Origin of the sequence: Pseudomonas sp. W15Feb9B (genome assembly GCF_000828175.1) — a bacterium.
Taxonomy (GTDB): domain Bacteria; phylum Pseudomonadota; class Gammaproteobacteria; order Pseudomonadales; family Pseudomonadaceae; genus Aquipseudomonas; species Aquipseudomonas parakoreensis.
In genome coordinates, this window is the sequence record NZ_JTKF01000046.1 from 41,065 (window position 1) to 62,280 (window position 21,216).

At 61.0% G+C, this 21,216-nt stretch carries 19 protein-coding genes; 13 read left to right on the top strand and 6 right to left on the bottom strand.

The annotated features are described in order from the left end of the window. Nucleotides 1-49: 49 nt before the first annotated feature. Nucleotides 50-556, bottom strand: a complete 507-nt coding sequence (gene def, locus OC71_RS22725) for a peptide deformylase (RefSeq protein ID WP_027610272.1) — start codon at nt 554-556, stop codon at nt 50-52. Nucleotides 557-715: 159 nt separating this feature from the next. Here def and OC71_RS22730 point away from each other — a divergent pair, with 159 nt between their 5' ends. From OC71_RS22730 to OC71_RS22745, 4 genes are all read left to right on the top strand, one after another. Next, a complete protein-coding gene (locus tag OC71_RS22730) occupies nt 716-1,741 on the top strand; it encodes a LysM peptidoglycan-binding domain-containing protein (RefSeq protein WP_041073622.1) in 1,026 nt (341 codons plus the stop codon). Nucleotides 1,742-1,820: 79 nt separating this feature from the next. Next, nucleotides 1,821-2,921, top strand: a complete 1,101-nt coding sequence (gene dprA / locus OC71_RS22735) for a DNA-processing protein DprA (RefSeq protein WP_041073624.1) — start codon at nt 1,821-1,823, stop codon at nt 2,919-2,921. Between the two features lie 55 nt (nt 2,922-2,976). Beyond that, the gene (locus OC71_RS22740; protein WP_007962683.1) at nt 2,977-3,534 is read left to right on the top strand and encodes an L-threonylcarbamoyladenylate synthase; all 558 of its coding nucleotides are present in this window, start codon (nt 2,977-2,979) and stop codon (nt 3,532-3,534) included. A gap of 240 nt (nt 3,535-3,774) precedes the next feature. Further along, nucleotides 3,775-4,449, top strand: coding sequence for a hypothetical protein (locus OC71_RS22745; protein ID WP_041073626.1), 675 nt, complete (start codon nt 3,775-3,777; stop codon nt 4,447-4,449). A gap of 65 nt (nt 4,450-4,514) precedes the next feature. Here OC71_RS22745 and OC71_RS22750 read toward each other — a convergent pair whose 3' ends face one another. Further along, on the bottom strand, nt 4,515-5,492 hold the full coding sequence (locus OC71_RS22750) for an NADPH:quinone reductase (protein WP_041073628.1): 978 nt from the start codon (nt 5,490-5,492) through the stop codon (nt 4,515-4,517). Nucleotides 5,493-5,655: 163 nt separating this feature from the next. Between OC71_RS22750 and hemF the strand changes: the two genes are divergently transcribed. Both hemF and aroE read left to right on the top strand, forming a co-directional pair. After that, the gene (gene hemF / locus OC71_RS22755; RefSeq protein WP_041073630.1) at nt 5,656-6,570 is read left to right on the top strand and encodes an oxygen-dependent coproporphyrinogen oxidase; all 915 of its coding nucleotides are present in this window, start codon (nt 5,656-5,658) and stop codon (nt 6,568-6,570) included. Between the two features lie 9 nt (nt 6,571-6,579). After that, nucleotides 6,580-7,401 carry a shikimate dehydrogenase gene (gene aroE / locus OC71_RS22760; protein WP_041073632.1) on the top strand — a complete coding sequence of 274 codons (822 nt, stop codon included), beginning with the start codon at nt 6,580-6,582 and terminating at the stop codon, nt 7,399-7,401. A 125-nt stretch (nt 7,402-7,526) separates the two neighbouring features. Here the strand turns inward: aroE and OC71_RS22765 are convergent, their stop codons facing one another. The 3 genes from OC71_RS22765 to betC all read right to left on the bottom strand — a co-directional run bounded on the left by OC71_RS22765 (nt 7,527) and on the right by betC (nt 11,739). After that, on the bottom strand, nt 7,527-9,095 hold the full coding sequence (locus tag OC71_RS22765) for a SulP family inorganic anion transporter (protein ID WP_041073634.1): 1,569 nt from the start codon (nt 9,093-9,095) through the stop codon (nt 7,527-7,529). Nucleotides 9,096-9,288: 193 nt separating this feature from the next. Further along, nucleotides 9,289-10,209 carry a choline ABC transporter substrate-binding protein gene (choX, locus tag OC71_RS22770; protein ID WP_041073636.1) on the bottom strand — a complete coding sequence of 307 codons (921 nt, stop codon included), beginning with the start codon at nt 10,207-10,209 and terminating at the stop codon, nt 9,289-9,291. 15 nt (nt 10,210-10,224) lie between these two features. Next, nucleotides 10,225-11,739 carry a choline-sulfatase gene (betC, locus tag OC71_RS22775; protein ID WP_041073638.1) on the bottom strand — a complete coding sequence of 505 codons (1,515 nt, stop codon included), beginning with the start codon at nt 11,737-11,739 and terminating at the stop codon, nt 10,225-10,227. 114 nt (nt 11,740-11,853) lie between these two features. Between betC and OC71_RS22780 the strand changes: the two genes are divergently transcribed. Beyond that, nucleotides 11,854-12,804, top strand: coding sequence for a LysR family transcriptional regulator (locus OC71_RS22780; protein ID WP_041073640.1), 951 nt, complete (start codon nt 11,854-11,856; stop codon nt 12,802-12,804). A 46-nt stretch (nt 12,805-12,850) separates the two neighbouring features. Here OC71_RS22780 and OC71_RS22785 read toward each other — a convergent pair whose 3' ends face one another. Further along, complete coding sequence (locus OC71_RS22785) at nt 12,851-13,516, bottom strand: NAD(P)-dependent oxidoreductase (RefSeq protein WP_041073642.1); 666 nt, start codon at nt 13,514-13,516, stop codon at nt 12,851-12,853. 83 nt (nt 13,517-13,599) lie between these two features. On the opposite strand from OC71_RS22785, the gene OC71_RS22790 reads away from it, so the two are divergent. The 6 genes from OC71_RS22790 to OC71_RS22815 all read left to right on the top strand — a co-directional run bounded on the left by OC71_RS22790 (nt 13,600) and on the right by OC71_RS22815 (nt 21,177). Beyond that, a complete protein-coding gene (locus OC71_RS22790; protein ID WP_041073644.1) occupies nt 13,600-13,944 on the top strand; it encodes a DOPA 4,5-dioxygenase family protein in 345 nt (114 codons plus the stop codon). 227 nt (nt 13,945-14,171) lie between these two features. After that, a complete protein-coding gene (locus tag OC71_RS22795; RefSeq protein ID WP_041073646.1) occupies nt 14,172-15,479 on the top strand; it encodes a CitMHS family transporter in 1,308 nt (435 codons plus the stop codon). Nucleotides 15,480-15,549: 70 nt separating this feature from the next. Next, nucleotides 15,550-16,317, top strand: coding sequence for a TerC family protein (locus tag OC71_RS22800; protein ID WP_041073648.1), 768 nt, complete (start codon nt 15,550-15,552; stop codon nt 16,315-16,317). Between the two features lie 377 nt (nt 16,318-16,694). Further along, nucleotides 16,695-18,353 (top strand): Na/Pi cotransporter family protein, encoded by a 1,659-nt coding sequence (locus tag OC71_RS22805; protein WP_041073649.1) that lies wholly within the window; start codon nt 16,695-16,697, stop codon nt 18,351-18,353. Nucleotides 18,354-18,516: 163 nt separating this feature from the next. After that, complete coding sequence (locus OC71_RS22810; protein WP_041073651.1) at nt 18,517-19,911, top strand: pitrilysin family protein; 1,395 nt, start codon at nt 18,517-18,519, stop codon at nt 19,909-19,911. A 237-nt stretch (nt 19,912-20,148) separates the two neighbouring features. Continuing rightward, nucleotides 20,149-21,177, top strand: coding sequence for a DUF5924 family protein (locus tag OC71_RS22815; protein WP_041073653.1), 1,029 nt, complete (start codon nt 20,149-20,151; stop codon nt 21,175-21,177). Nucleotides 21,178-21,216 lie beyond the last annotated feature (39 nt).

Here is a 21,216-nt window from a genome sequence, read left to right on the forward strand (position 1 = left end):
TCTCATAAAAAGAAAAAGGCTTGCCGCAGCAAGCCTTTGAAGAGGGGCATCAAGCGTTCTGGCGGTGCAGCTTTTCCAGTTTCTTCTTGATCCGGTCGCGTTTGAGCGTGGACAGGTAATCGACGAACAACTTGCCGTTGAGGTGGTCGCATTCGTGCTGGATGCACACCGCGAGAAGGCCTTCGGCGATCAGTTCGTAAGGCTGGCCATCGCGGTCCAGTGCCTTGATTTTGACCTTCTGCGGGCGGTCGACGTTTTCGTAGAAACCCGGCACCGACAGGCAGCCTTCCTGGTATTGATCCATCTCGTCGGTCAGCGATTCGAACTCGGGGTTGATGAACACCCGGGGTTCGGTGCGGTCTTCGGAGAGGTCCATCACGACGATACGTTTGTGCACGTTGACCTGGGTCGCGGCGAGGCCGATGCCCGGCGCTTCATACATTGTTTCAAACATGTCATCGACCAACTGACGCACTTCGTCGTCCACTACAGCCACAGGCTTGGCGATAGTACGCAGACGCGGGTCCGGGAATTCGAGGATGTTTAAAATGGCCATAGGCTGATTGCTGCACGTATTGAGTAAAGTCGGGTCGATGGCCTGGCAGGTCCGAAGATGCAGGCTACCGTTGTGAAGCGTAGCTAATGCAATTTGCAGTAGCGAGCCACGGGGGCTCTGACGGTTCACGCGAACGCACATGATAAAGGGATTCGCTGCATGAGGAAAACACTACTCGCCCTGCTGCTTCTGGCTTCGGCCGCGGCTGCGCAAGGGCAAGTGCAACTCAGGGATGGTTTTCCACAGCAATACACGGTGGTTTCGGGAGACACCCTCTGGGACATTTCCGGCAAATACCTGCGCGAGCCCTGGCAATGGCCACAGCTGTGGCGGGCCAATCCGCAAATTGAAAACCCCAACCTGATCTACCCCGGCGACACGCTGACGCTCAGTTACGTCAACGGCCAGCCGCAACTGACCCTCAAGCGCGGCGAGTCACGGGGCACCATCAAGCTGTCGCCACGCATCCGCACCAGCCCGGTGGCCGAGGCGATTCCGAGCATTCCGCTGAAATCGATCAACAGCTTTCTGCTGAGCAACCGCATCGTCGACAAGGTCGAGGACTTCGACAAGGCGCCGTACATCGTCGCCGGCGATGCCGAGCGCGTGTTGAGCGGCACCGGCGACCGAATCTTCGCTCGCGGGCATTTCGACCCGAATCAGCCGGTGTACGGCATCTTCCGCCAGGGCAAGGTCTATACCGACCCGCAGACCAAGGAGTTCCTGGGGATCAACGCCGACGATATCGGTGGCGGTGAAATCGTCGCCACCGAAGGCGACGTCGCCACCCTCGCCCTGCAACGCACCACTCAGGAAGTGCGTCTGGGCGACCGCCTGTTCAGCGGCGAAGAGCGCTCGGTCAATTCGACCTTCATGCCCAGCGCCCCGAGCACCCACATCAATGGACTGATCATCGACGTGCCGCGTGGTGTCACGCAGATCGGCGTAATGGACGTGGTCACCCTGAACAAGGGCAGGCGCGACGGCCTCGCCGAAGGCAATGTGCTGGTGGTGATGAAAACCGGGGAAACCGTGCGTGACCGGATCACCGGCCAGCCGCTGAAAATTCCTGACGAACGGGCCGGTCTGCTGATGGTGTTCCGCACCTACGACAAGCTCAGTTATGGCCTCGTACTCAACGCATCACGCTCGTTGGCGGTGCTCGACAAGGTGCGAAATCCTTAGCAGGCTTAACAAGTTACCAACAGAGTTATCCACAGCTTGTTCCGAATGGTTCGGGACTTATAACGATCAAGGATGATCCATGATGCTGTCTGCCAGTACCTCCATTTCCCCTGCGGAACTGGAAGCGCGTTTGCGCCTGCACCGCTTGCCGGAAATCGGCCCGAAACGTTTTGCCAAGCTGCTTGAAGCCTTCGGCTCGGCGTCAAAAGCCATCAGTGCGCCAGGCAGTGCCTGGCGTGCGCTGGGTTTGCCGGCGGCGTGCAGTGACGCTCGGCGCAGTTGCGAAGTGCGCGATGGCGCGAGCCATGCATTGCGCTGGCTAGAGCAGCCGCAGCAGCATGTGCTGATGTGGGATCAAGCGGATTATCCGGCGTTGCTGGCGCAGATTCCCGACCCGCCACCGCTGTTGTTTGTGGCCGGCAATCCGCTGATGCTGGAAAAACCGCAACTGGCGATGGTTGGCAGTCGCCGTGCTTCACGGCCGGGAATGGACACCGCCGCAGCGTTTTCCCGTAGCCTGGCCGGGGCCGGTTTTGCCATCACCAGTGGTTTGGCGCTGGGTATCGATGCGGCGGCCCATCAAGCGGCGCTGGACGTCGGCGGACAAACCGTCGGCGTGCTTGGCACGGGACTGGAAAAATTTTATCCACAGCGCAATCGACGCCTTGCAGATGCAATGATCGCCTCCGGCAGTGCGGTGCTTTCAGAGTTTCCCCTGGACGCCGGCCCGACGGCGAGCAATTTTCCCCGACGCAACCGGATCATCAGTGGTCTGTCCCTGGGCGTGCTGGTGGTAGAGGCCAGTGTCGCCAGCGGTTCGCTGATCACCGCACGACTGGCGGCGGAACAGGGCCGCGAGGTCTATGCGATTCCTGGCTCGATTCACCACCCCGGCGCGCGAGGTTGTCACCAGTTGATCCGCGACGGTGCGGTGCTGGTGGAAACCATCGAACACATCCTCGAAGCCCTGCGCGGCTGGCAGCAGCTGCCGTTATCCACAGATATGCCGGAGACCGGACACCCGTTGCTTGCCTTGCTGCATGCAGCGCCGCACACCAGTGAGGCTTTGGCCGACAACTGTGGCTGGGCGTTGCCCAAAGTGCTGGCGGCGCTGACCGAACTGGAAATGGACGGCCGTGCGGTGTGTGAAAACGGTCGCTGGCTGGCCAGGACACGCTAGGTTTTACAGGGAAGATCGGTAAACTGCGCAAAACCTGTTTGCGGAGAGTTTTTTCATGGTCAACAGTTGGCGTGTGCAACAAGCCGCACGAGAGATTCGCGCCGGGGCGGTGATTGCCTATCCAACCGAAGCCGTCTGGGGGCTGGGTTGCGACCCGTGGAATGAAGAGGCGGTGGATCGACTGCTGGCGATCAAGAACCGTTCGGTGGACAAGGGCCTGATCCTGGTCGCCGACAATATCCGTCAGTTCGACTTCCTGTTCGAAGATTTCCCGCAAGAATGGATCGACCGCATGGCCAGCACCTGGCCGGGGCCGAACACCTGGCTGGTGCCGCATCAGAACCTGTTGCCGGAATGGGTGACGGGCGTGCACGACACCGTGGCTTTGCGGGTCAGCGATCATCCGCAGGTGCGGGATCTGTGCTCGATGGTCGGGCCGTTGATCTCGACTTCGGCCAACCCGCAGGGGCGGCCGGCGGCGCGCACGCGGTTGCGCGTCGAGCAGTATTTCCGTGGGCAGATCGATCTGATCCTCGGCGGCCAACTGGGTGGGCGCAAGAACCCCAGCGTGATCCGCGATCTGGCAACCGGCAAGGTCATTCGTCCCGACTGATCCTGCGTCGAAAACCTTTACCGTGAGTCTTCCTCGCCTGAATGGCGAGGAATACTACGCGTGCCTGCGATTTATCCTGCAATGACGCTGTTTTCCATGTCGGAAAAGTCGCCAAGTGTCTGTATTCATTGATATTTCCCACTTGATTATCAGACTTTCTGGCGTGGCGGAATTGCCAAAAGCAACCATCCTTTCCCTGCACTTGAAACACTTCGATAAGTTAAGGTCTGCGGAGAAAGAATGGACACTACGAATTTGCAACTCACGGATTACCTGCGGGCGCTTCAGGTGACGTTGAAGAGTCACCATGACGGGTGTCGCATCGTGATGCTTGAGGCGGGGGCGGATACTCAGGAGTTCGACCGGTTTATCGATCGACAATTTCGGCTTCGGCTGCAGCATTACATGCTGACTTCACGGGCGCGGATGCTTGAAACCAGACTGGCGATAAAGTCGCGCAGTACTCACTTTCTGCTGTATCGCCACGATCAACTGCTGGCGGTACTGAGGGCGACTCCGGCACCGTTCGAATGGGTATCGCTGGCGCAGCAACACGTTTCTCCCACGGCGGCGCTGTCGCGCCATGTCGAATTCAGCCGCTTGATCTCCTACACACCCAATCAGCTACCCATCGCGGTCAATGGTCTGTTGGCAGCCGCTACCGAATGGGCCATCAAACGCGGCTATAAGGGCGTGACCGCGTTGTGCAGATCGCAACAGCTGCGCTTTTACCAGCGTTTCGGGCTGACGCCGATCGCCTCCAACGCGCTGCACATCGAACAGCGCGCACGCGGCGATTACTGGGTGGTGTCAGCCGAATGGCGGCAAATCCTCGCGGCGGTTCAACCGCCGGATCATGCGACGGTTGGCCATTTGGTGCAGAAACCGCTGGAGTGTCATCTGCCGAGGTGTTGAACGCGTTCGAACGGTGTTGCCAGCCAGGAAGTTGCAACCCTGACTGGCAAGCCGCCGAAGGTGGATCAGGGCAGCAGGATGGTCGAGCCGGTGGTGCGTCGCGCCGACAGTTCGGTCTGCGCCTTCGCCGCATCAGCCAGTGAATAGCGCTGGCTGATGTCGACCTTGAGCTTGCCGCTGATGATCATCTCGAACAGCTCGTCGGCCATGCGCTGCAGGTTCTCGGCGTTGTTGGCGTAGGTCACCAGGGTTGGCCGGGTCACGTACAGCGAACCCTTGGCCGCGAGAATCCCCAGATTGACCCCGTCCACTGCACCGGAGGCGTTGCCGAAACTCACCACCAGTCCGCGCGGCGAGACGCTATCGAGCGAGGTCAGCCAGGTGTCCTTGCCGACGCCGTCGTACACCACCGGGACTTTCTGGCCATCGGTCAGCTCCAGCACCCGCTCTGCCACGTTTTCGTGGCTGTAATCGATGGTCGCCCAGGCGCCGTTGGCCTTGGCCAGTTCAGCTTTTTCCTTCGAGCTGACCGTACCGATCAGTTTCACGCCCAGCGCCTTGGCCCATTGGCAGGCCAGCGAACCGACACCCCCGGCAGCAGCGTGGAACAGAATGGTTTCGCCGCCCTTGAGTTCATAGGTCTGGCGCAGCAGATACTGTACGGTGAGGCCCTTGAGCATGACCCCGGCAGCGGTCTCGAAGCTGATCTCGTCCGGCAGCTTCACCAGATTGGCTTCGGGCAGGGTGTGCAAATCGCTGTAGGCACCCAACGGGCCGCTGCCGTAGGCGACGCGGTCGCCGACCTTGAACCGGGTGACGTCGCTGCCCACCGCATCGACGATGCCGGCACCTTCCGCGCCCAGGCCGGACGGCAAGGCTGGCGGGGCATACAGACCGCTGCGGTAATAGGTGTCGATGAAGTTCAGGCCGATCGCCTTGTTGGCCACCCGCACCTGATTCGGGCCGGGCGCGGCGGGCTGGTAGTCAACATACTCGAGCACTTCGGGACCGCCATGGGCACGGAACTGGATACGCTTTGCCATCTGCCTGCTCTCCTTGGGTCGTTTGTAAGCCCCCTATCCAACTCCCCTGCTTGATCTTCGTCAACTGCGGCACGCTTGCCTGCGGTGTTATGCTACGCGCCCATTTGCGCCGCCCCCTGCCTGCGGGGCGTGCGCGTAGTTATGCCCGATTCAAGGTGAAGCCATGACGACCCGCACCGACGCCGTAAAGGCCTATCTGCTCGACCTGCAAGACCGCATCTGCGCCGCGCTGGAAACCGAGGACGGCGGCACGCGCTTCGTCGAAGACGCCTGGAGCCGGCCTGCCGGTGGTGGCGGTCGTACCCGCGTGATCGAGAACGGTGCGGTGATCGAAAAGGGTGGCGTCAACTTTTCCCACGTGTTCGGCAGTGGTCTACCGCCGTCGGCCAGCGCCCATCGTCCGGAACTGGCCGGTCGCGGTTTCGAAGCCCTCGGCGTGTCGCTGGTGATTCACCCGCACAATCCACATGTGCCAACGTCCCACGCTAACGTGCGCTTTTTCATCGCCGAGAAGGAAGGTGAAGAACCCGTCTGGTGGTTCGGCGGCGGCTTCGATCTGACCCCGTATTACGGCAACGAAGAAGACTGCATCCACTGGCACCGCGTCGCCGAGCAAGCCTGCGCGCCGTTCGGGGCGGACGTCTATCCGCGTTACAAGGCGTGGTGCGACACCTACTTCCACATCAAGCATCGCCACGAACCGCGGGGCATCGGCGGCCTGTTTTTCGATGACCTGAACGAGTGGGACTTCGACACCAGTTTCGCCTTCATGCGCGCCATCGGTGACGCCTACATCGACGCTTACCTGCCGATCGTGCAGCGCCGCAAGCACGAGGCGTTCAGCGCCAAACAGCGTGAATTCCAGGAATTCCGCCGTGGCCGTTACGTCGAGTTCAACCTGGTGTACGACCGTGGCACGCTGTTCGGCCTGCAATCGGGCGGGCGCACCGAGTCGATTCTCATGTCGCTGCCGCCGCAAGTGCGCTGGGCCTATGACTTCAAGGCCGAGCCCGGCAGCGAGGAAGCGCGCCTGACCGACTACTTCCTGCAAGACCGCGACTGGCTGGCCCAGGCCTGAGGACTGTTGATGGATCGTTACGTCGTTTTCGGTAACCCGATCGGCCACAGCAAGTCGCCGATGATTCACAAACTGTTCGCCGAACAGACCGGGCAGCGCCTGGACTACAACACCCTGATGGCGCCGCTGGACGACTTCAGTGCCTGCGCCACGGCGTTCTTCCAGGAAGGTCGTGGCGCCAACGTCACCGTGCCGTTCAAGGAAGAGGCCTATCGTCTGGCGAACAGCCTGACCGCCCGTGCACAACGCGCTGGTGCGGTGAACACCTTGAGCAAACTGGCCGACGGTTCGCTGTTGGGCGACAACACCGACGGCGCCGGTCTGGTGCGTGACCTGACGGTGAATGCCGGGTTCAGCCTGACCGGCAAGCGCATTCTGCTGCTCGGCGCTGGTGGCGCGGTGCGCGGCGTTCTGGAGCCGTTGCTGGCGGAAAAACCGGCGTCGGTGATTATCGCCAATCGTACGGTGGACAAAGCCGAGCTGCTGGCGGAGTTGTTCTGTGATCTGGGGCCGGTATCGGCCAGTGGTTTCGACTGGTTGCAGGAGCCGGTGGACGTGATCATCAACGCCACTTCCGCCAGCCTCTCCGGCGACGTGCCGCCGATTGCAGCAAGTTTGATCGAGCCAGGCCAGACCCTGTGCTACGACATGATGTACGGCAAGGAACCGACCGCGTTCTGCCGTTGGGCCAGCGAGCATGGCGCGGCGGTGTCGATGGATGGTCTGGGGATGCTGGCTGAACAGGCTGCCGAGGCGTTTTTCCTGTGGCGCGGAGTGCGTCCGGATACGGCGCCGGTATTGGCCGAGCTGCGCCGCCAGTTGGCGCAATAACAGAACCTTTGTGGCGAGGGAGCTTGCTCCCGCTCGGGTGCGAAGCGCCCGCAACCGGCTTTGGGCTGCTGCGCAGCCAGCGGGAGCAAGCTCCCTCGCCACAGAGGTCTGGTATGGCCAGCAGGTCAGTCCTCAAACCGGATCGGGCATTTCTCCGGCCCTTCCAGCTTTCGTAACTCCTCCACCACCTGCGGCCGCGCCCGGCGCAGGGTCAGGCTGCGATCCTGACGCAGCAGGCGCCGCGCCTCCTGATGCAGCATCTCCACTCCCGAATAATCGATGAAGTTGATCTGCTGCGCTTCGATCACCACCCGCGCGCCATGCAGCCGTTGCAGGCGCACTTGCAGGTAATGGCTGGCGCCGAAAAAGATCGAGCCACCGACCCGCAGCACGTCCTCTTCGCCCTCGCGCCAATGCTGCACCCGCGGTTGTGAAGTGCGTTTGAGGTAGAAGAACAGCGACGCCAGCACCCCGGCGTAGATTGCCGTCTGCAATTCCAGCAGCAGCGTGGCGAGGCAGGTCAGCGCCATGACCACGAACTCGGCGCGGCTGACGCGCAGCAATGAGCGGATCCCGCGATGATCCACCAAACCCCAGGCAATCAGCAGAATGCTCCCGGCCATGGCCGGAATGGGAATGTGCGAAATCAGCCCGGCGCCGAAAATCGCGAACAGCGCGACCCAGATCGCCGAAAACACCCCGGCCAGCGGCGAGCAGGCACCCGCTTCGTAACTCAGGCCCGAGCGGGTGAACGAGCCGGCCGACAACGATCCGGAAAAGAACGCCCCGACAATGTTCGACAAACCCTGCGCGCGGACTTCCTGATTGGCATCGAGCAACTGCTGCGAACGCGCGGCAATCGAACGGGCAATCGACAGGCTGGTGACCAGCCCGAGCATGCCCACCGCCACGGCGCTCGGTAGCAAGCGCAGGATCAGGTCCAGATCCAGTGGCAAGCCACTGAACGGTGGCAAGCGCCCGACAAAGGCGCTGACCCGATGTACATGACCGAACATTGATGGCCACAGCCACACCAGCAGGCTGGCCAACACCAACGTAATCAACAACGTCGGCCAGCGCGGCAGCAGTTGTTTCAGCACCACGCCAACCACCACGGTGGCCAGGCCGAGTAGCAAAGAGGGTTTATCCACAGCCCTGAGGTGGTTCAACAAATCCATCAGACTGGCCAGCGCCGTGGCTTTGGCCGGCAGGTCCAGCCCCAGCAGATTGGGTAACTGGCCGATGGCAATCACGACTGCCGCACCGAGGGTGAAACCGAGCACCACTGAATGCGAGACAAAATTCACCAAAGCGCCGAAGCGCAGCAACCCCAGCAGCCACTGAAAAATTCCCGCAAGAAAGGTCAGCAACAGGATCAGCGTGATGTAGTCCTGTGACGCGGGCACGGCCAAGGGACTGACGCTGGCATACAGCACAATCGAAATCGCCGCCGTCGGGCCGCAGATCAGATGCCACGACGAACCCCACAAACAGGCGATCAGCACCGGGATGATCGCCGCATAGAGGCCGTATTCCGGGGGCAGGCCGGCGATCAGCGCGTAGGCAATTGACTGCGGTAGCGCGAGAATGGCACCGCTGAGGCCAACGACCAGATCCCGGCCGACGCTGGCGCGGGTTTGCCGGGGCAGCCAGGTCAGGAAGGGGAAGAGTGAGTGGCGACTGGGCAGGGCCATGGGGCCTCTTGGTGTGTGGGTTAAATGCAAGGTTATCAGGACGCGTCAATCACTGTGGCGAGGGAGCTTGCTCCCGCTCGACTGCGCAGCAGTCGCAAACCAGACCACTCGGTTTGTCTGCGAAAACCTGGTCAGCCCGGTTGGGAGCGCTGCGCACTCCAGCGGGAGCAAGCTCCCTCGCCACAAAAGTGCGTCAGAGTTTGGCTTTGACCGCAGGCAACGCATCCTTGCCATCCAGCGTCTTCACCCCATCCAGCCATTTATCCAGCACCGCCGGATTGGCCTTGATCCATGCCTTTACCGCTTCGGCATTGCTGACTTTCTTGTTCACCACCTCAGCCATGATGCTGTTCTCCATGTCCTGGGTGAACGACAGGTTGGTCAGCAACTTGCCCACGTTCGGGCAAGCCTCAGCGTAGCCTTTGCGCGTCAGGGTGTAGACGCTGCCGGTGTCGCCGAAATACTTCTCGCCGCCCTTGAGGTAATGCATCTTCAGCTGCACGTTCATCGGGTGGGGGGTCCAGCCGAGGAAGGTGACGAATTTCTGCTTCTTCACGGCCCGCGAGACTTCGGCGAGCATCGCTTGTTCGCTGGATTCGATCAGCTTCCACTGACCAAGGTCGAAGTCGTTCTTCTTGATGATTTCCTGCAGCGAAATGTTCGCGGGTGCACCGGAGCCGATGCCGTAGATTTTCTTGTCGAACTTGTCGGCGTATTGGTTCAGGTCGGCAAAGTTATGCACACCGGCATCCCACACATAATCCGGGACGGCCAGGGTGAACTCGGTGCCGTCGAGGTTCTTCGCCAGTTGCGTGACGTCGCCGGTGGCGACGAACTTGTCGTAGAAGCCCTGCTGCGCCGGCATCCAGTTACCGAGAAAGACATCCACCTGGCCGTCCTTCAAACCGCCGAAGGTGATCGGCACCGCGAGGGTGTCGACCTTGGCCTTGTAGCCCATGCCGTCCAGCAGAAACCCGGTGATGGCGTTAGTCGCGGCGATGTCACTCCAACCCGGATCGGCCATTTTCACGGTGTCGCAGCTTTGCTCGGCAAATGCCGAGGCGCTGCCCAGAGCCAGCAGGCCTATCGTCAGTGCTGTGGATAACTTGCGCATGGACTTCCCCTTACATTATTGGTTTTGGCAGGGTTGTGGATAACGGGCCTTGCGTTCCAGATCGTCGAGGTCGATGTGGTTGCGCATGTACTGCTGACTGGCGTCCACCAGCGGCTGGTGATCCCAGCTCTTCAGCTTGCCGATGGTCAGGGCATCGGCGACAAAACGACGACGGCGCTGGCTGGCGAGGACCTCGCGGTGAATGGCCGGCATGTCCCATTTTGCCCGCGCTTCGGCGAGAAAATCGTCGAACAGTTGGCGATGTTGCGGCGACTGGCTGAGTTCTTCGAGTTCACGCGGGTCGTTGTGCACATCGAAGAGTAGGCACGGGTCGCTTTCACTGTAGATAAATTTGTACGCGCCACGGCGGATCATCATCAGCGGGCTGACCGTGCCTTCGGCCATGTATTCGCCGAACACTTCGTCATGCCCGCCCTGCCCTTGCAGGTGCGTCAGCAGGGAGCGGCCGTCCAGCGGCAGATTCGGTTCCAGGCTGCCGCCGGCCAGTTCGACGAAGGTCGGTAACAGGTCGGCAGTGGAGACGGCAGAGCTGACACGGCCCGATTTGAACTGACCGGGTGCACTTATCAACAGGGGCACGCGAGCGGCCATCTCGAACCAATGCATTTTGTACCAGAGGCCCTTCTCTCCCAGCATGTCGCCATGGTCGCCGGAGAAGACGACGACGGTGTCTTCCATCAGCCCACAATCTTCGAGGGTTTGCAGGAGTTTGCCGACGTTGGCATCGATATAGCTGCAAGCACCGAAGTATGCTCGCCGTGCGTCGCGGATTTTATCCACAGGCAGTGGCTTGTCCCACAGGTCATAGACCTTGAGCAGGCGTTGCGAGTGTGGATCGAGGGAATGTGGATCCGGTGTCGTCGGAAGCGGGATATCCGCATCGTCGTACAAATCCCAGAACGCCTTGGGGATGGTGTACGGGTCATGTGGGTGCGTCATCGACACGGTCAGGCAGAACGGTTGGTCGCCGTCCTCGCGAATGTGGTCGAACAGGTATTGCTGGGCCTTGAACACCACCTCTTCGTCGAAGTCGAGCTGATTGGTGCGCACGCACGGCCCGGCCTGCAACACCGACGACATGTTGTGATACCAGCTCGGGCGCACGTCCGGTTCGTCCCAGTTCACCGCCCAGCCGTAGTCGGCCGGGTAGATGTCGCTGGTCAGACGCTCTTCGTAGCCGTGCAATTGGTCCGGGCCGCAGAAATGCATCTTGCCTGACAGCGCGGTGCGGTAGCCGAGGCGGCGCAGGTAGTGGGCGTAGGTCGGAATATCGGCAGGGAAATCAGCGGCGTTGTCATAGGCGCCGATCTTGCTCGGCAACTGGCCGCTGACCAGGGTGAAACGCGACGGCGCGCACAGCGGGCTGTTGCAGTAAGCGGCATCGAACACCACGCCTTGGGCGGCGAGGCGCGAAAGATTCGGCAGTTTGATCGGCGACGGGCCGTAGATCGGCAACATTGGCGCGGCCATTTGATCGGCCATGATGAAAAGAATGTTCTTGCGCTTCATGTGATCGCGGCATTCCATAGTGAATAGTTATGCGACATTGCTGCGATCGAGCATGGAGTCCATGCTCTGTCGGGTAAAGCCCGCGCCGGACAATGACTAGGATAAGCACAGCTTATGTATGAAGCCCTCGGCAATCTGTCTCTCGACCTGTTGCGCGCTTTCGAAGCGGCGGCCCGTCACCGCAGTTTTACTGCGGCGGCGGTTGAGCTGGGCACCACGCAGCCAGCGATCAGCCAGCAGATCAAGCGTCTGGAAGAACAGCTGGGAGCACGACTGTTTGACCGGATCTATCGCGGCATCGAACTGACCGAGGGCGGCGCGATCCTGTTCGAGCAGGTTCAGCTCGGTTTGCAGAATATCGACGCAGGATTGAGTGCGATCAGTACGCAGCAACAACACGAGGTATTGCAGGTCGCCACCGATTTCGCTTTCGCCGCCTACTGGCTGATGCCACGTCTGCACCGCTTCCACGAAGCCAACCCGAACGTCGATGTCAGCCTGGTCACCAGCGAGCGCAACCACAACATGCTGCGCACTGACATCGATGTCGCGATCCTGTTTGGTGACGGGCGCTTTAAACAGGGCGAAAGCCATTGGCTGTTCAGCGAAGAAGTGTTCCCGGTGTGCAGCCCGCAACTGCTCAAGGAGCGTGCCCTGCCCTTGCCTGCCCAGACGTTGCTGGAGTTCCCGCTGCTGCACTTGCGCGGGGAAAACAGCAGCAACTGGTTTGACTGGAGCGGGCTGTTTCGCGAACTGGGCATCACTACCCCGCCAGCGCCGGGGCAATTGCGCTTCGACAACTACACGCTGTTGATTCAAGCGGCGATTGGCGGCCAAGGCGTGGCCATCGGCTGGCGCCACCTTGTGGATAACTTGCTGACCCAGGGCTTGCTGTGTCGGCCGATCACCGAGACCACGTTGTCGCGCCTGGGTTATTACGTGGTGCTGCCGCAACGCAAACGCCGGGGCGCGTTGATTCAGCAATTTGTCGACTGGTTGATGGCCGAACAGGCCAGTAGCGCCGAATCCCTTGCCGGGGTGGCGCTGCCGTCGATTGCGGTTTGAACATCAAAAACAACTCTCTGTAGGAGCTGCCGCAGGCTGCGATCTTTTACGTATCCGACGTCGCGACAAAATTCACATGCTGCCCCACATGCAGGTTCAGCCGCAGCTCATCGGCAATCCCCACCGCGACCCGATTCAGCCGTTCCAGCGGCTCCGCCAGCCCCGGCTCAAGATTGCCGCCGACCTGGCTGAAATGCTCGATAGTCAGCCCCGCCACGCCGTGAGGCGCGTTCACCAGTGTCCACTGCAATGGACTGCTTTGCAGGGCTTCGCGGATTTCTTCGGCGGCGTGGCGTTGCAGGCCGTCGTCCAGTTCCGGCTCGTCGAGCACGGCAAAATTCCCCACCAGAAACAGCCGTGAAACATTGGCTGCCTGCAGGCCGTCGACCAGCGCATCGACCGCCAGCACTTGTTCCACCGGCCCAAGCACCACCGACCGTTCCACATGGTCGCTGCTGAACGGCAAGCCCGGTGCATCAAGCAGACAGATCACTGCCGAGCTGCCCGCTACGCTTTGCTTGACCCGCTCGGCATCGAACAAATCGCCGCTTTTGGTGCGCAGGCCGGGACGTGGCGCGAGTACGTTCAAATCGTCGAGAATCGTGATGACTTCGTGCTGGCGTCGCAGCAACTCAGCCATCAACGCACCGCCCAGGCTGGCCATGGCACCATAGAGCACCACTTTCACCGTCGGGGTTTCGGCATTTTTCATGGCTGATCCTTTTTATAATCCCTTGTATGGCGTGTGACATATGGGCACCGCCCAGGGTTCGAACCGATTTCCGAGGGTTTCAGATGCCAGCGATCAAGGGCTACCACGCCCACGTCTATTTCGATGCCGATACCATCGATCAGGCACGCGCGTTGTGTGAGCAAGCCGCGCAGTTGTTTCCATTGAAGATGGGCCGCGTCCATGAACGCCCGGTCGGCCCGCACCCTGACTGGAGCTGCCAGCTGGCCTTCGGCCCGCAGATGATCGGCGAGGTATTGCCGTGGCTGGCGCTCAATCGCAAGGGCCTGGTGGTGTTCCTTCACCCCGACACCGGCGACGATTTGCTCGATCACACCGAGCACGCAATCTGGATGGGCGCGATGCGGCCGCTGGACCTGTCTGTTTTCCGGTCAACGAAAGGTAGCTGAAAGGTTGCCCGATTAGGATCGCCGCCACTACCGGCAACAGACCGGTTGGCCAACGCGTGTGATCGCTCGCACGTCAGGCCCAATTAACAACAACAATGGTGATTCTGATGTCCTCTGTAGCCCGCCTTCTCGCTGAAACTCCGCCCGTACGTCTCGTGCTTCCCGTTCTGCGCTGATCCCCTCCGATCCGCTCACTCAATTAGCCGCGCTACGCCTGGAGTAATCCCATGCTGACTTTCCTTGGCTTCGCCATGGTCATCACGTTCATGTTCCTGATCATGACCAAGCGCCTGTCTGCGCTGATCGCCCTGATCATCATCCCGATCCTGTTCGCCCTGTTCGGTGGTTTCGCGCCGAAGATCGGCCCGATGATGCTCGAAGGTATTACCAAGCTTGCGCCGACCGGCGTGATGCTGATGTTCGCCATTCTGTATTTCGCCCTGATGATCGACTCCGGCCTGTTCGACCCGGCCGTGCGCAAGATCCTCAAACTGGTCAAGGGCGACCCGCTGAAAGTTTCGGTCGGTACCGCCGTGCTGGCGCTCGTCGTTTCCCTCGATGGTGACGGCGCGACCACTTACATGATCTGCGTGGCCGCCATGCTGCCGCTGTACAGCCGCATCGGCATGAGCCCGCGGATCATGGCCGGTCTGATCATCCTCGCCGGTGGCGTGATGAACATGACCCCGTGGGGTGGCCCGACCGCTCGCGCGGCCAGTGCGCTGCACGTCGACCCGTCGGACATCTTCGTGCCGATGATCCCGGCGATGGCTGCCGGTGTGGTGGCGATCCTGATCATTGCCTACTTCTACGGCAAACGTGAGCGTGCGCGTCTGGGTGAGCTGCACCTGATCGGCGACGAGATCGACCACAGCGAAATCAGCGTCTCGCAGTTCCCCGATGCCCGTCGTCCGAAGCTGATCTGGTTCAACGGCCTGCTGACCCTGGCGCTGATGTGCACCCTGATCGCCGGCCTGCTGCCGCTGCCGGTGCTGTTCATGGTGGCGTTCAGCATCGCGATGATCGTCAACTACCCGTGCCTGCAAATGCAGAAGGACCGCGTGGCGGCCCACGCCGGCAGCGTGCTGTCGGTGGTCAGTCTGATTTTCGCTGCGGGTATCTTCACCGGTATCCTGTCCGGAACCGGCATGGTCGACGCCATGTCGAAAAGTCTGCTGGCAGTGATTCCGGACTTCCTCGGGCCGTACCTGGCGGTGATCACGGCGCTGGTGAGCATGCCGTTCACCTTCTTCATGTCGAACGACGCGTTCTACTACGGCGTGTTGCCGGTGCTCTCCGAAGCGGCCAGCCATTACGGCATCACCGCGGTGGAAATGGCCCGTGCCTCGATCGTCGGTCAGCCCGTCCACTTGCTCAGCCCGCTGGTGCCGTCGACGTACCTGCTGGTGGCGCTGGCCGGTATCGAGTTCGGTGACCACCAGCGTTTCACCCTGAAGTGGGCAGTGCTGGTCTGCCTGTGCATACTGGTGGCCGCCTTGCTGCTGGGGACATTCCCGCTGTTCAGCACGATGTAACGGCATTCACTCACCATGACGCCAGCTGCTTGCTGGCGTCATGGTTTAACACTCGCTCAAAGGAATACACATGGATTGGCTGACCAACCCCGAAATCTGGGTTGCCTTCTTTACTCTGACCGCCCTGGAAATCGTTCTGGGCATCGATAACATCATCATGATTTCGATCCTGGTCAGCCGCATGCCCAAGCACATGCAGCAGCGCACGCGGATCTTCGGCCTGGGTCTGGCGATGATCACGCGGATCCTGTTGCTGCTGTCGATCACCTGGGTCATGCGCCTCACCGCCGACCTGTTCGTGGTGTTCGGCCAGGGCATTTCCGGGCGCGACCTGATCCTGTTCTTCGGTGGCCTGTTCCTGCTGTGGAAGAGCTCGCAAGAGATGTACCACGCGCTGGAAGGCGAAGACGAAAGCGGCGACGAGCCTTCGGGCAAGGGCGGCAACTTCCTCTACACCATCATCCAGATCGCGATCATCGACATCGTGTTCTCGCTGGATTCGGTGATCACCGCCGTCGGCATGGTCTCCCATGTGCCGGTGATGGTCGCGGCAATCGTCGTCGCGGTGCTGGTGATGATGGCGGCCTCGGGCAAGATCAGCGAGTTCATCGACAAGCACCCGTCGCTGAAGATGCTGGCGCTGTCGTTCCTGCTGGTGGTCGGTACCGTACTGATCGCCGAGGCGTTCGATGTGCATGTACCAAAAGGCTACGTGTACTTCGCCATGGCGTTCTCGCTGGCGGTGGAAGCGATCAACATCAAGATGCGCACCGCGATCGCCAAAAAGAAAAAACAACAGGACCCGGTGAAGCTGCGCAAGGACGTGCCGGGGCAGTAACCCGGTAGTCCGACAGCAATACAAAACCTGTGGGAGCTGGCTTGCAAGACGCCCACAGGTTTTTTTTCCAGCGGATTTTGAGCTCGTACACAAACCCTGTGGGAGCTGGCTTGCCAGCGATAGTGGCGTGTCAGGCAACATCAATGTCGCCAGTGCTGCCGTCATCGCTGGCGAGCCAGCTCCCACAGGGATTTGGGGTGATTGCGCGGGGTGTGGATAAAGCTGTTTTCATGACACTTTTGTTTCAATCCGCACTTTAGCTGTGCAATGCTGGCGCCCAGTCCGTTAGCCAACTACAGCTTAAGTATCAAAAACGTAGAAACCGCGCGGTACCGTCAACTTGCCCCTTTGGGGCGCTGCTACTACAGGGGGTCTGCATGCTCACCCTGCTCAATTTGCTGTCTGCCGTGGCCCTGCTGATCTGGGGCACGCACATCGTCCGAACCGGCATCCTGCGGGTGTACGGCACCAATCTGCGCCATGTGATCGGCCAGAACATGTCCAAACGCTGGCTCGCGTTCGTCGCCGGCATCGTCGTGACTGCGATGGTGCAGAGCAGCAACGCCACGGCCATGCTCGTCACCTCCTTCGTCGGTCAGGGCTTGATGGCGCTGACCCCGGCGCTGGCGACCATGCTTGGCGCCGACGTCGGTACGGCGCTGATGGCGCGGGTGCTGACCTTTGACCTGTCGTGGCTGTCGCCGCTGCTGATTTTCCTCGGGGTGATTTTCTTTCTGTCGCGCAAACAGACGCGCCTCGGGCAGATGGGCCGGGTCAGTATCGGTCTGGGCCTGATCATTCTCGCGCTGCAACTGATCGTCGAAGCCGCCACGCCGATTACCCACGCCCAAGGGGTGAAGGTGATCTTTGCTTCGCTGACCGGCGACATCCTCCTCGACGCCCTGGTTGGCGCGTTGTTCGCGATGATTTCCTACTCCAGCCTCGCCGCCGTGCTGCTGACCGCGACGCTGGCCGGCGCCAGCGTGATCAGCCTGCCGGTGGCGATCGGTCTGGTGATCGGCGCCAACATCGGCAGCGGTGTGCTGGCGTTCATGAGCACCAGCATGCAGAACGCGGCCGGGCGGCAAGTGGCGCTGGGCAGCCTGTTGTACAAACTGATCGGGCTGTTGCTGATCATTCCGGTGCTTGATCCGCTGGTGCACTGGATGGACGGGCTCGACTTCAGCCCGCAGGAAATGGTCATCGGGTTCCACCTGCTCTATAACACCGCGCGCTGCCTGATCCTGCTGCCCAGCGTCGCCCCGATGGCGCGGCTGTGCGCCTGGTTGCTGCCGGAGCGCCCGGAAGTCAACGGCGCCGCCAAGCCGCGTCACCTTGATTTGACGGCACTGTCGACACCTAGCCTGGCGCTGGCCAACGCGGCCCGCGAGACCCTGCGCATGGGCGATCTGATCGACAACATGCTCGACGCGATGCTCGATGTGCTGCGCGGCAAGCAGACCGCCATTACCCAGGAAATGCGCCGACTGACCGATGACGTCGAAGCGCTGTACAGCGCGATCAAGCTGTATCTGGCGCAAATGCCCCGCGAGGATCTCGGCGAGCAGGACAGTCGGCGTTGGGCAGAGACCATCGAACTGGCGATCAACCTGAAACTGGCCAGCGACCTGATCGAACGCATGCTGCGCAAAGTGCAGCAGCAGAAAACTTCCCAGCGTCGGTCGTTTTCCGAAGAAGGCCTGGAGGATCTGGCCGGGTTGCATCAGCAACTGATCGCCAACCTGCGCTTGGGCCTGTCGGTGTTCCTCAGCGGTGACAAGGAAAGCGCCCGTCAGCTGTTGCGCGAGAAACGTCGCTTTCGCGCACAGGAACGGCGTCTGGCCCATGCCCATGTCAGCCGTTTGCAACGTAAGATCGTGCAGAGTCTGGAAACCAGTTCGCTGCACCTGGAGCTGATTGCCGATATGAAGCGCTTGAATTCGCTGTTTTGCAGCAGTGCTTACGTGGTGCTGGAAACGGCAGATACCGGAGCGCTGGAAGCGGATGATATTGCCGACATTACGCATTCGCCTTGAACGTCTGGGGCTGGGGTCAGTCAGTAACATTGATTCAGCCGCAAGATATTCGCGAGCAGGCTCGCTCCCACAGGGAATGCATTTCAAGGTGGGAGCGAGCCTGCTCGCGAAAGCGGCCTGAATAGCGACACGGATCTCCAAATCAGCCGTACGGAAGCCTGTTATGCGTTGCCTGTTGTTCGCCTGTCTGTTGCTCGGTTCCCTGCCCGTCTTCGCCGTTGATCGCTTTCAGGTCGAAGGCTACGCGCTGCCCAACGGATTGCAGCTGTTGCTCAAACCCGGCACTGAACGCGGGCATGTGGCGATTCGTCTGGTGGTCGGCGTCGGCCTCGACGATTTCGATTGCGATGAAAAAGAGCTGCCGCACCTGCTCGAGCACCTGTTGTTCAGCGGCGTCGACGCCACTGGCGAAGGTGGCCTTGAGGAGCGCATGCAGGCGTTGGGCGGTGAGTGGAACGCGTTCACCAGCAACGCCGACACCACGTTCGTCATCGAAGCCCCGGCGAAGAATCAGCGCAAAGTGCTCGACCTGCTGCTCGGTCTGCTGACCCAGACCCGCATTGACGACAATGCGATCAACGCCGCCAAACGCGTGGTCGAGCGCGAGGACGGTGGCCATTACACGCGTCTGCAACGTTTTCTCGACCGCCAGGACCTGGGCCACACCGCCAGCAATCAGCTGGCGGTGGAGCTGGGCCTGAAATGCCCGCAACGCGCTGAGGTCGGGCACCTGACCCAGCAGCAACTGGAGAAGGTGCGCAAGACCTGGTACGCGCCGAACAATATGACGCTGATCGTCGTCGGCGAACTCGACAAACTGCTGCCGGCCTATCTGGAACGCACTTGGGGCGCGCTCGAAGCGGTGGATCCGGCCGAGCACCGTGAGCTGCCGGACATCCGCACCAGCGCCGCCCATGAACGCACCCTTACCCGCGGCTTCATCGGCGACAGCGCCAAATTGCACTGGCTGGTGCCGGAGCCGATGCTCGACGATCAGTACGACGAGACTTTCGACATCCTCAAGGACTACCTCGACTGGGCACTGTACCGGCAGATTCGCCTGAACCATGGCTTGTCCTACGGGCCGTGGGCCGAGCGTGAAGTGTTCGGCGGGGTCGGTTTCATGAGCCTCAACGCCGATGTCGATCGCGATGATCTCGTCGAGGCCAGACAGGTGCTGGAAGACCTCAAGGCCGACCTGCTGAAAAACGGCCTCGACCCCGACACCTTCGCCCGGATCAAACAGGCCGCCATCGCCCATCAGGCCTGGGCGGTACAGGGCAACAGCGCGATGGCCGACTATTACTGGAGTGCGCTCGGCGATTACGAGGACGGACGCTTTGCCAACCCTGCCCGCGAGTTGCAAGGCGTGACCCTGGAAACGGCGAACAAGGCCATGCGCGAGTTGCTGTTGCAGCCGGGGTATCTGCGGATCGAAAAGCCGTTGCTCAGTGATGATGAAGTTTTGTGGCTGATTGCCGGTGGTCTCGGGGTTCTGCTGTTGATCTTGATCGGCTGGCGCCTGCACCGCCGGGACAAACACAAAGACGAAGGATGAAGAGAATCCTGTGGCGAGGGAGCTTACTCCCGCTGGGCTGCGAAGCAGACCCAATACCGACGACTCAGATGTTTCAGGAACACCGCGCACTGAGGTTTTGCAACTGCTGCGCAGTCGATCGGGAGCAAGCTCCCTCGCCACAGAAATAAGAGGCTTTACTGACCGGGAGCCTCGCCACCTCGCCCGGCGGACGGTACTCTGTCGAGGTTTTTCCCTATCCAGTCGTGAACCGCCACCATGCAGAAAATCCCCCTCCTGATCCAGCGCATCCTCGAATTGATGAAGCGCTATCCCGGGGTGATTGCGCTCGGCGGTTTCATCTCCGGGGTCGGCAGTTTCATTCTGGTCGATCGGCAGCAGGGGCTGGCGAGCTGGATCACCATCATCATGCTGCTGAGCTGGATCTGGCTGATGCTGGAAAACACCCTGACCGGGCTGTTCACGCGCATCTTCAAGCGCGAAATCCCCCAGCCACTGCTGCGCTACGCGACGCAGATGATCCACCAGGAAAGTCTGTTTTTCGTCCTGCCGTTCTTCTTCATCACGACTACGTGGAACAGCGGCCAACTGATTTTCACCGGCCTGCTGTGCATCGCCGCGCTGATCTCGATTGTCGATCCGCTCTATTACAAATGGCTGGCGCCACGGCGCTGGGCGTTTCTCGCGTTGCACACCCTGACCCTGTTCGCCGCCCTGCTCACTGCGCTGCCGGTGATCATGCACCTGACCACCGCACAGAGTTTCAAATGGGCACTGGGTACGGCGGTGGTGCTGTCGTTCCCGAGTCTGGCATCGATCTTCCCGATCCGCACCGTGCGCAATGCGTTGGCCATTCTGTGCATCACCGTCGGCATCGGCGCGGTCGGCTGGACCCTGCGCTCGTGGGTGCCGCCGGCGACGCTGTGGATGACCGACGTGGCGATCAGCACGCAGTTGCAGGACCGCACGCCTGGCGCCAGCCTCGACGAGGTCAGCGCCGAGCAGATTCGCAATGGCGGCCTCTACGCCTACACCGCCATCAATGCGCCGCGCGGGCTGGATGAGCGGATCTACCACGTGTGGCAGTTCAACGGCCAGGAAGTCGACCGCATCGCCCTCGACATCCACGGCGGGCGCAAGGAAGGCTACCGTGCCTGGACCCACAAGCAGAACTTCCCCGGCAACCCGGCGGGCAAGTGGCAGGTGCGGGTGCTGACTGAAGACGGTCAGGTGATCGGCGTGCTGCGTTTCAAAGTGACAGACAGCACAGCGATCAAAGAAAAGTAATCCGGTTCGTGCTATTACGTTAGTTCGCTTAATAGCCGA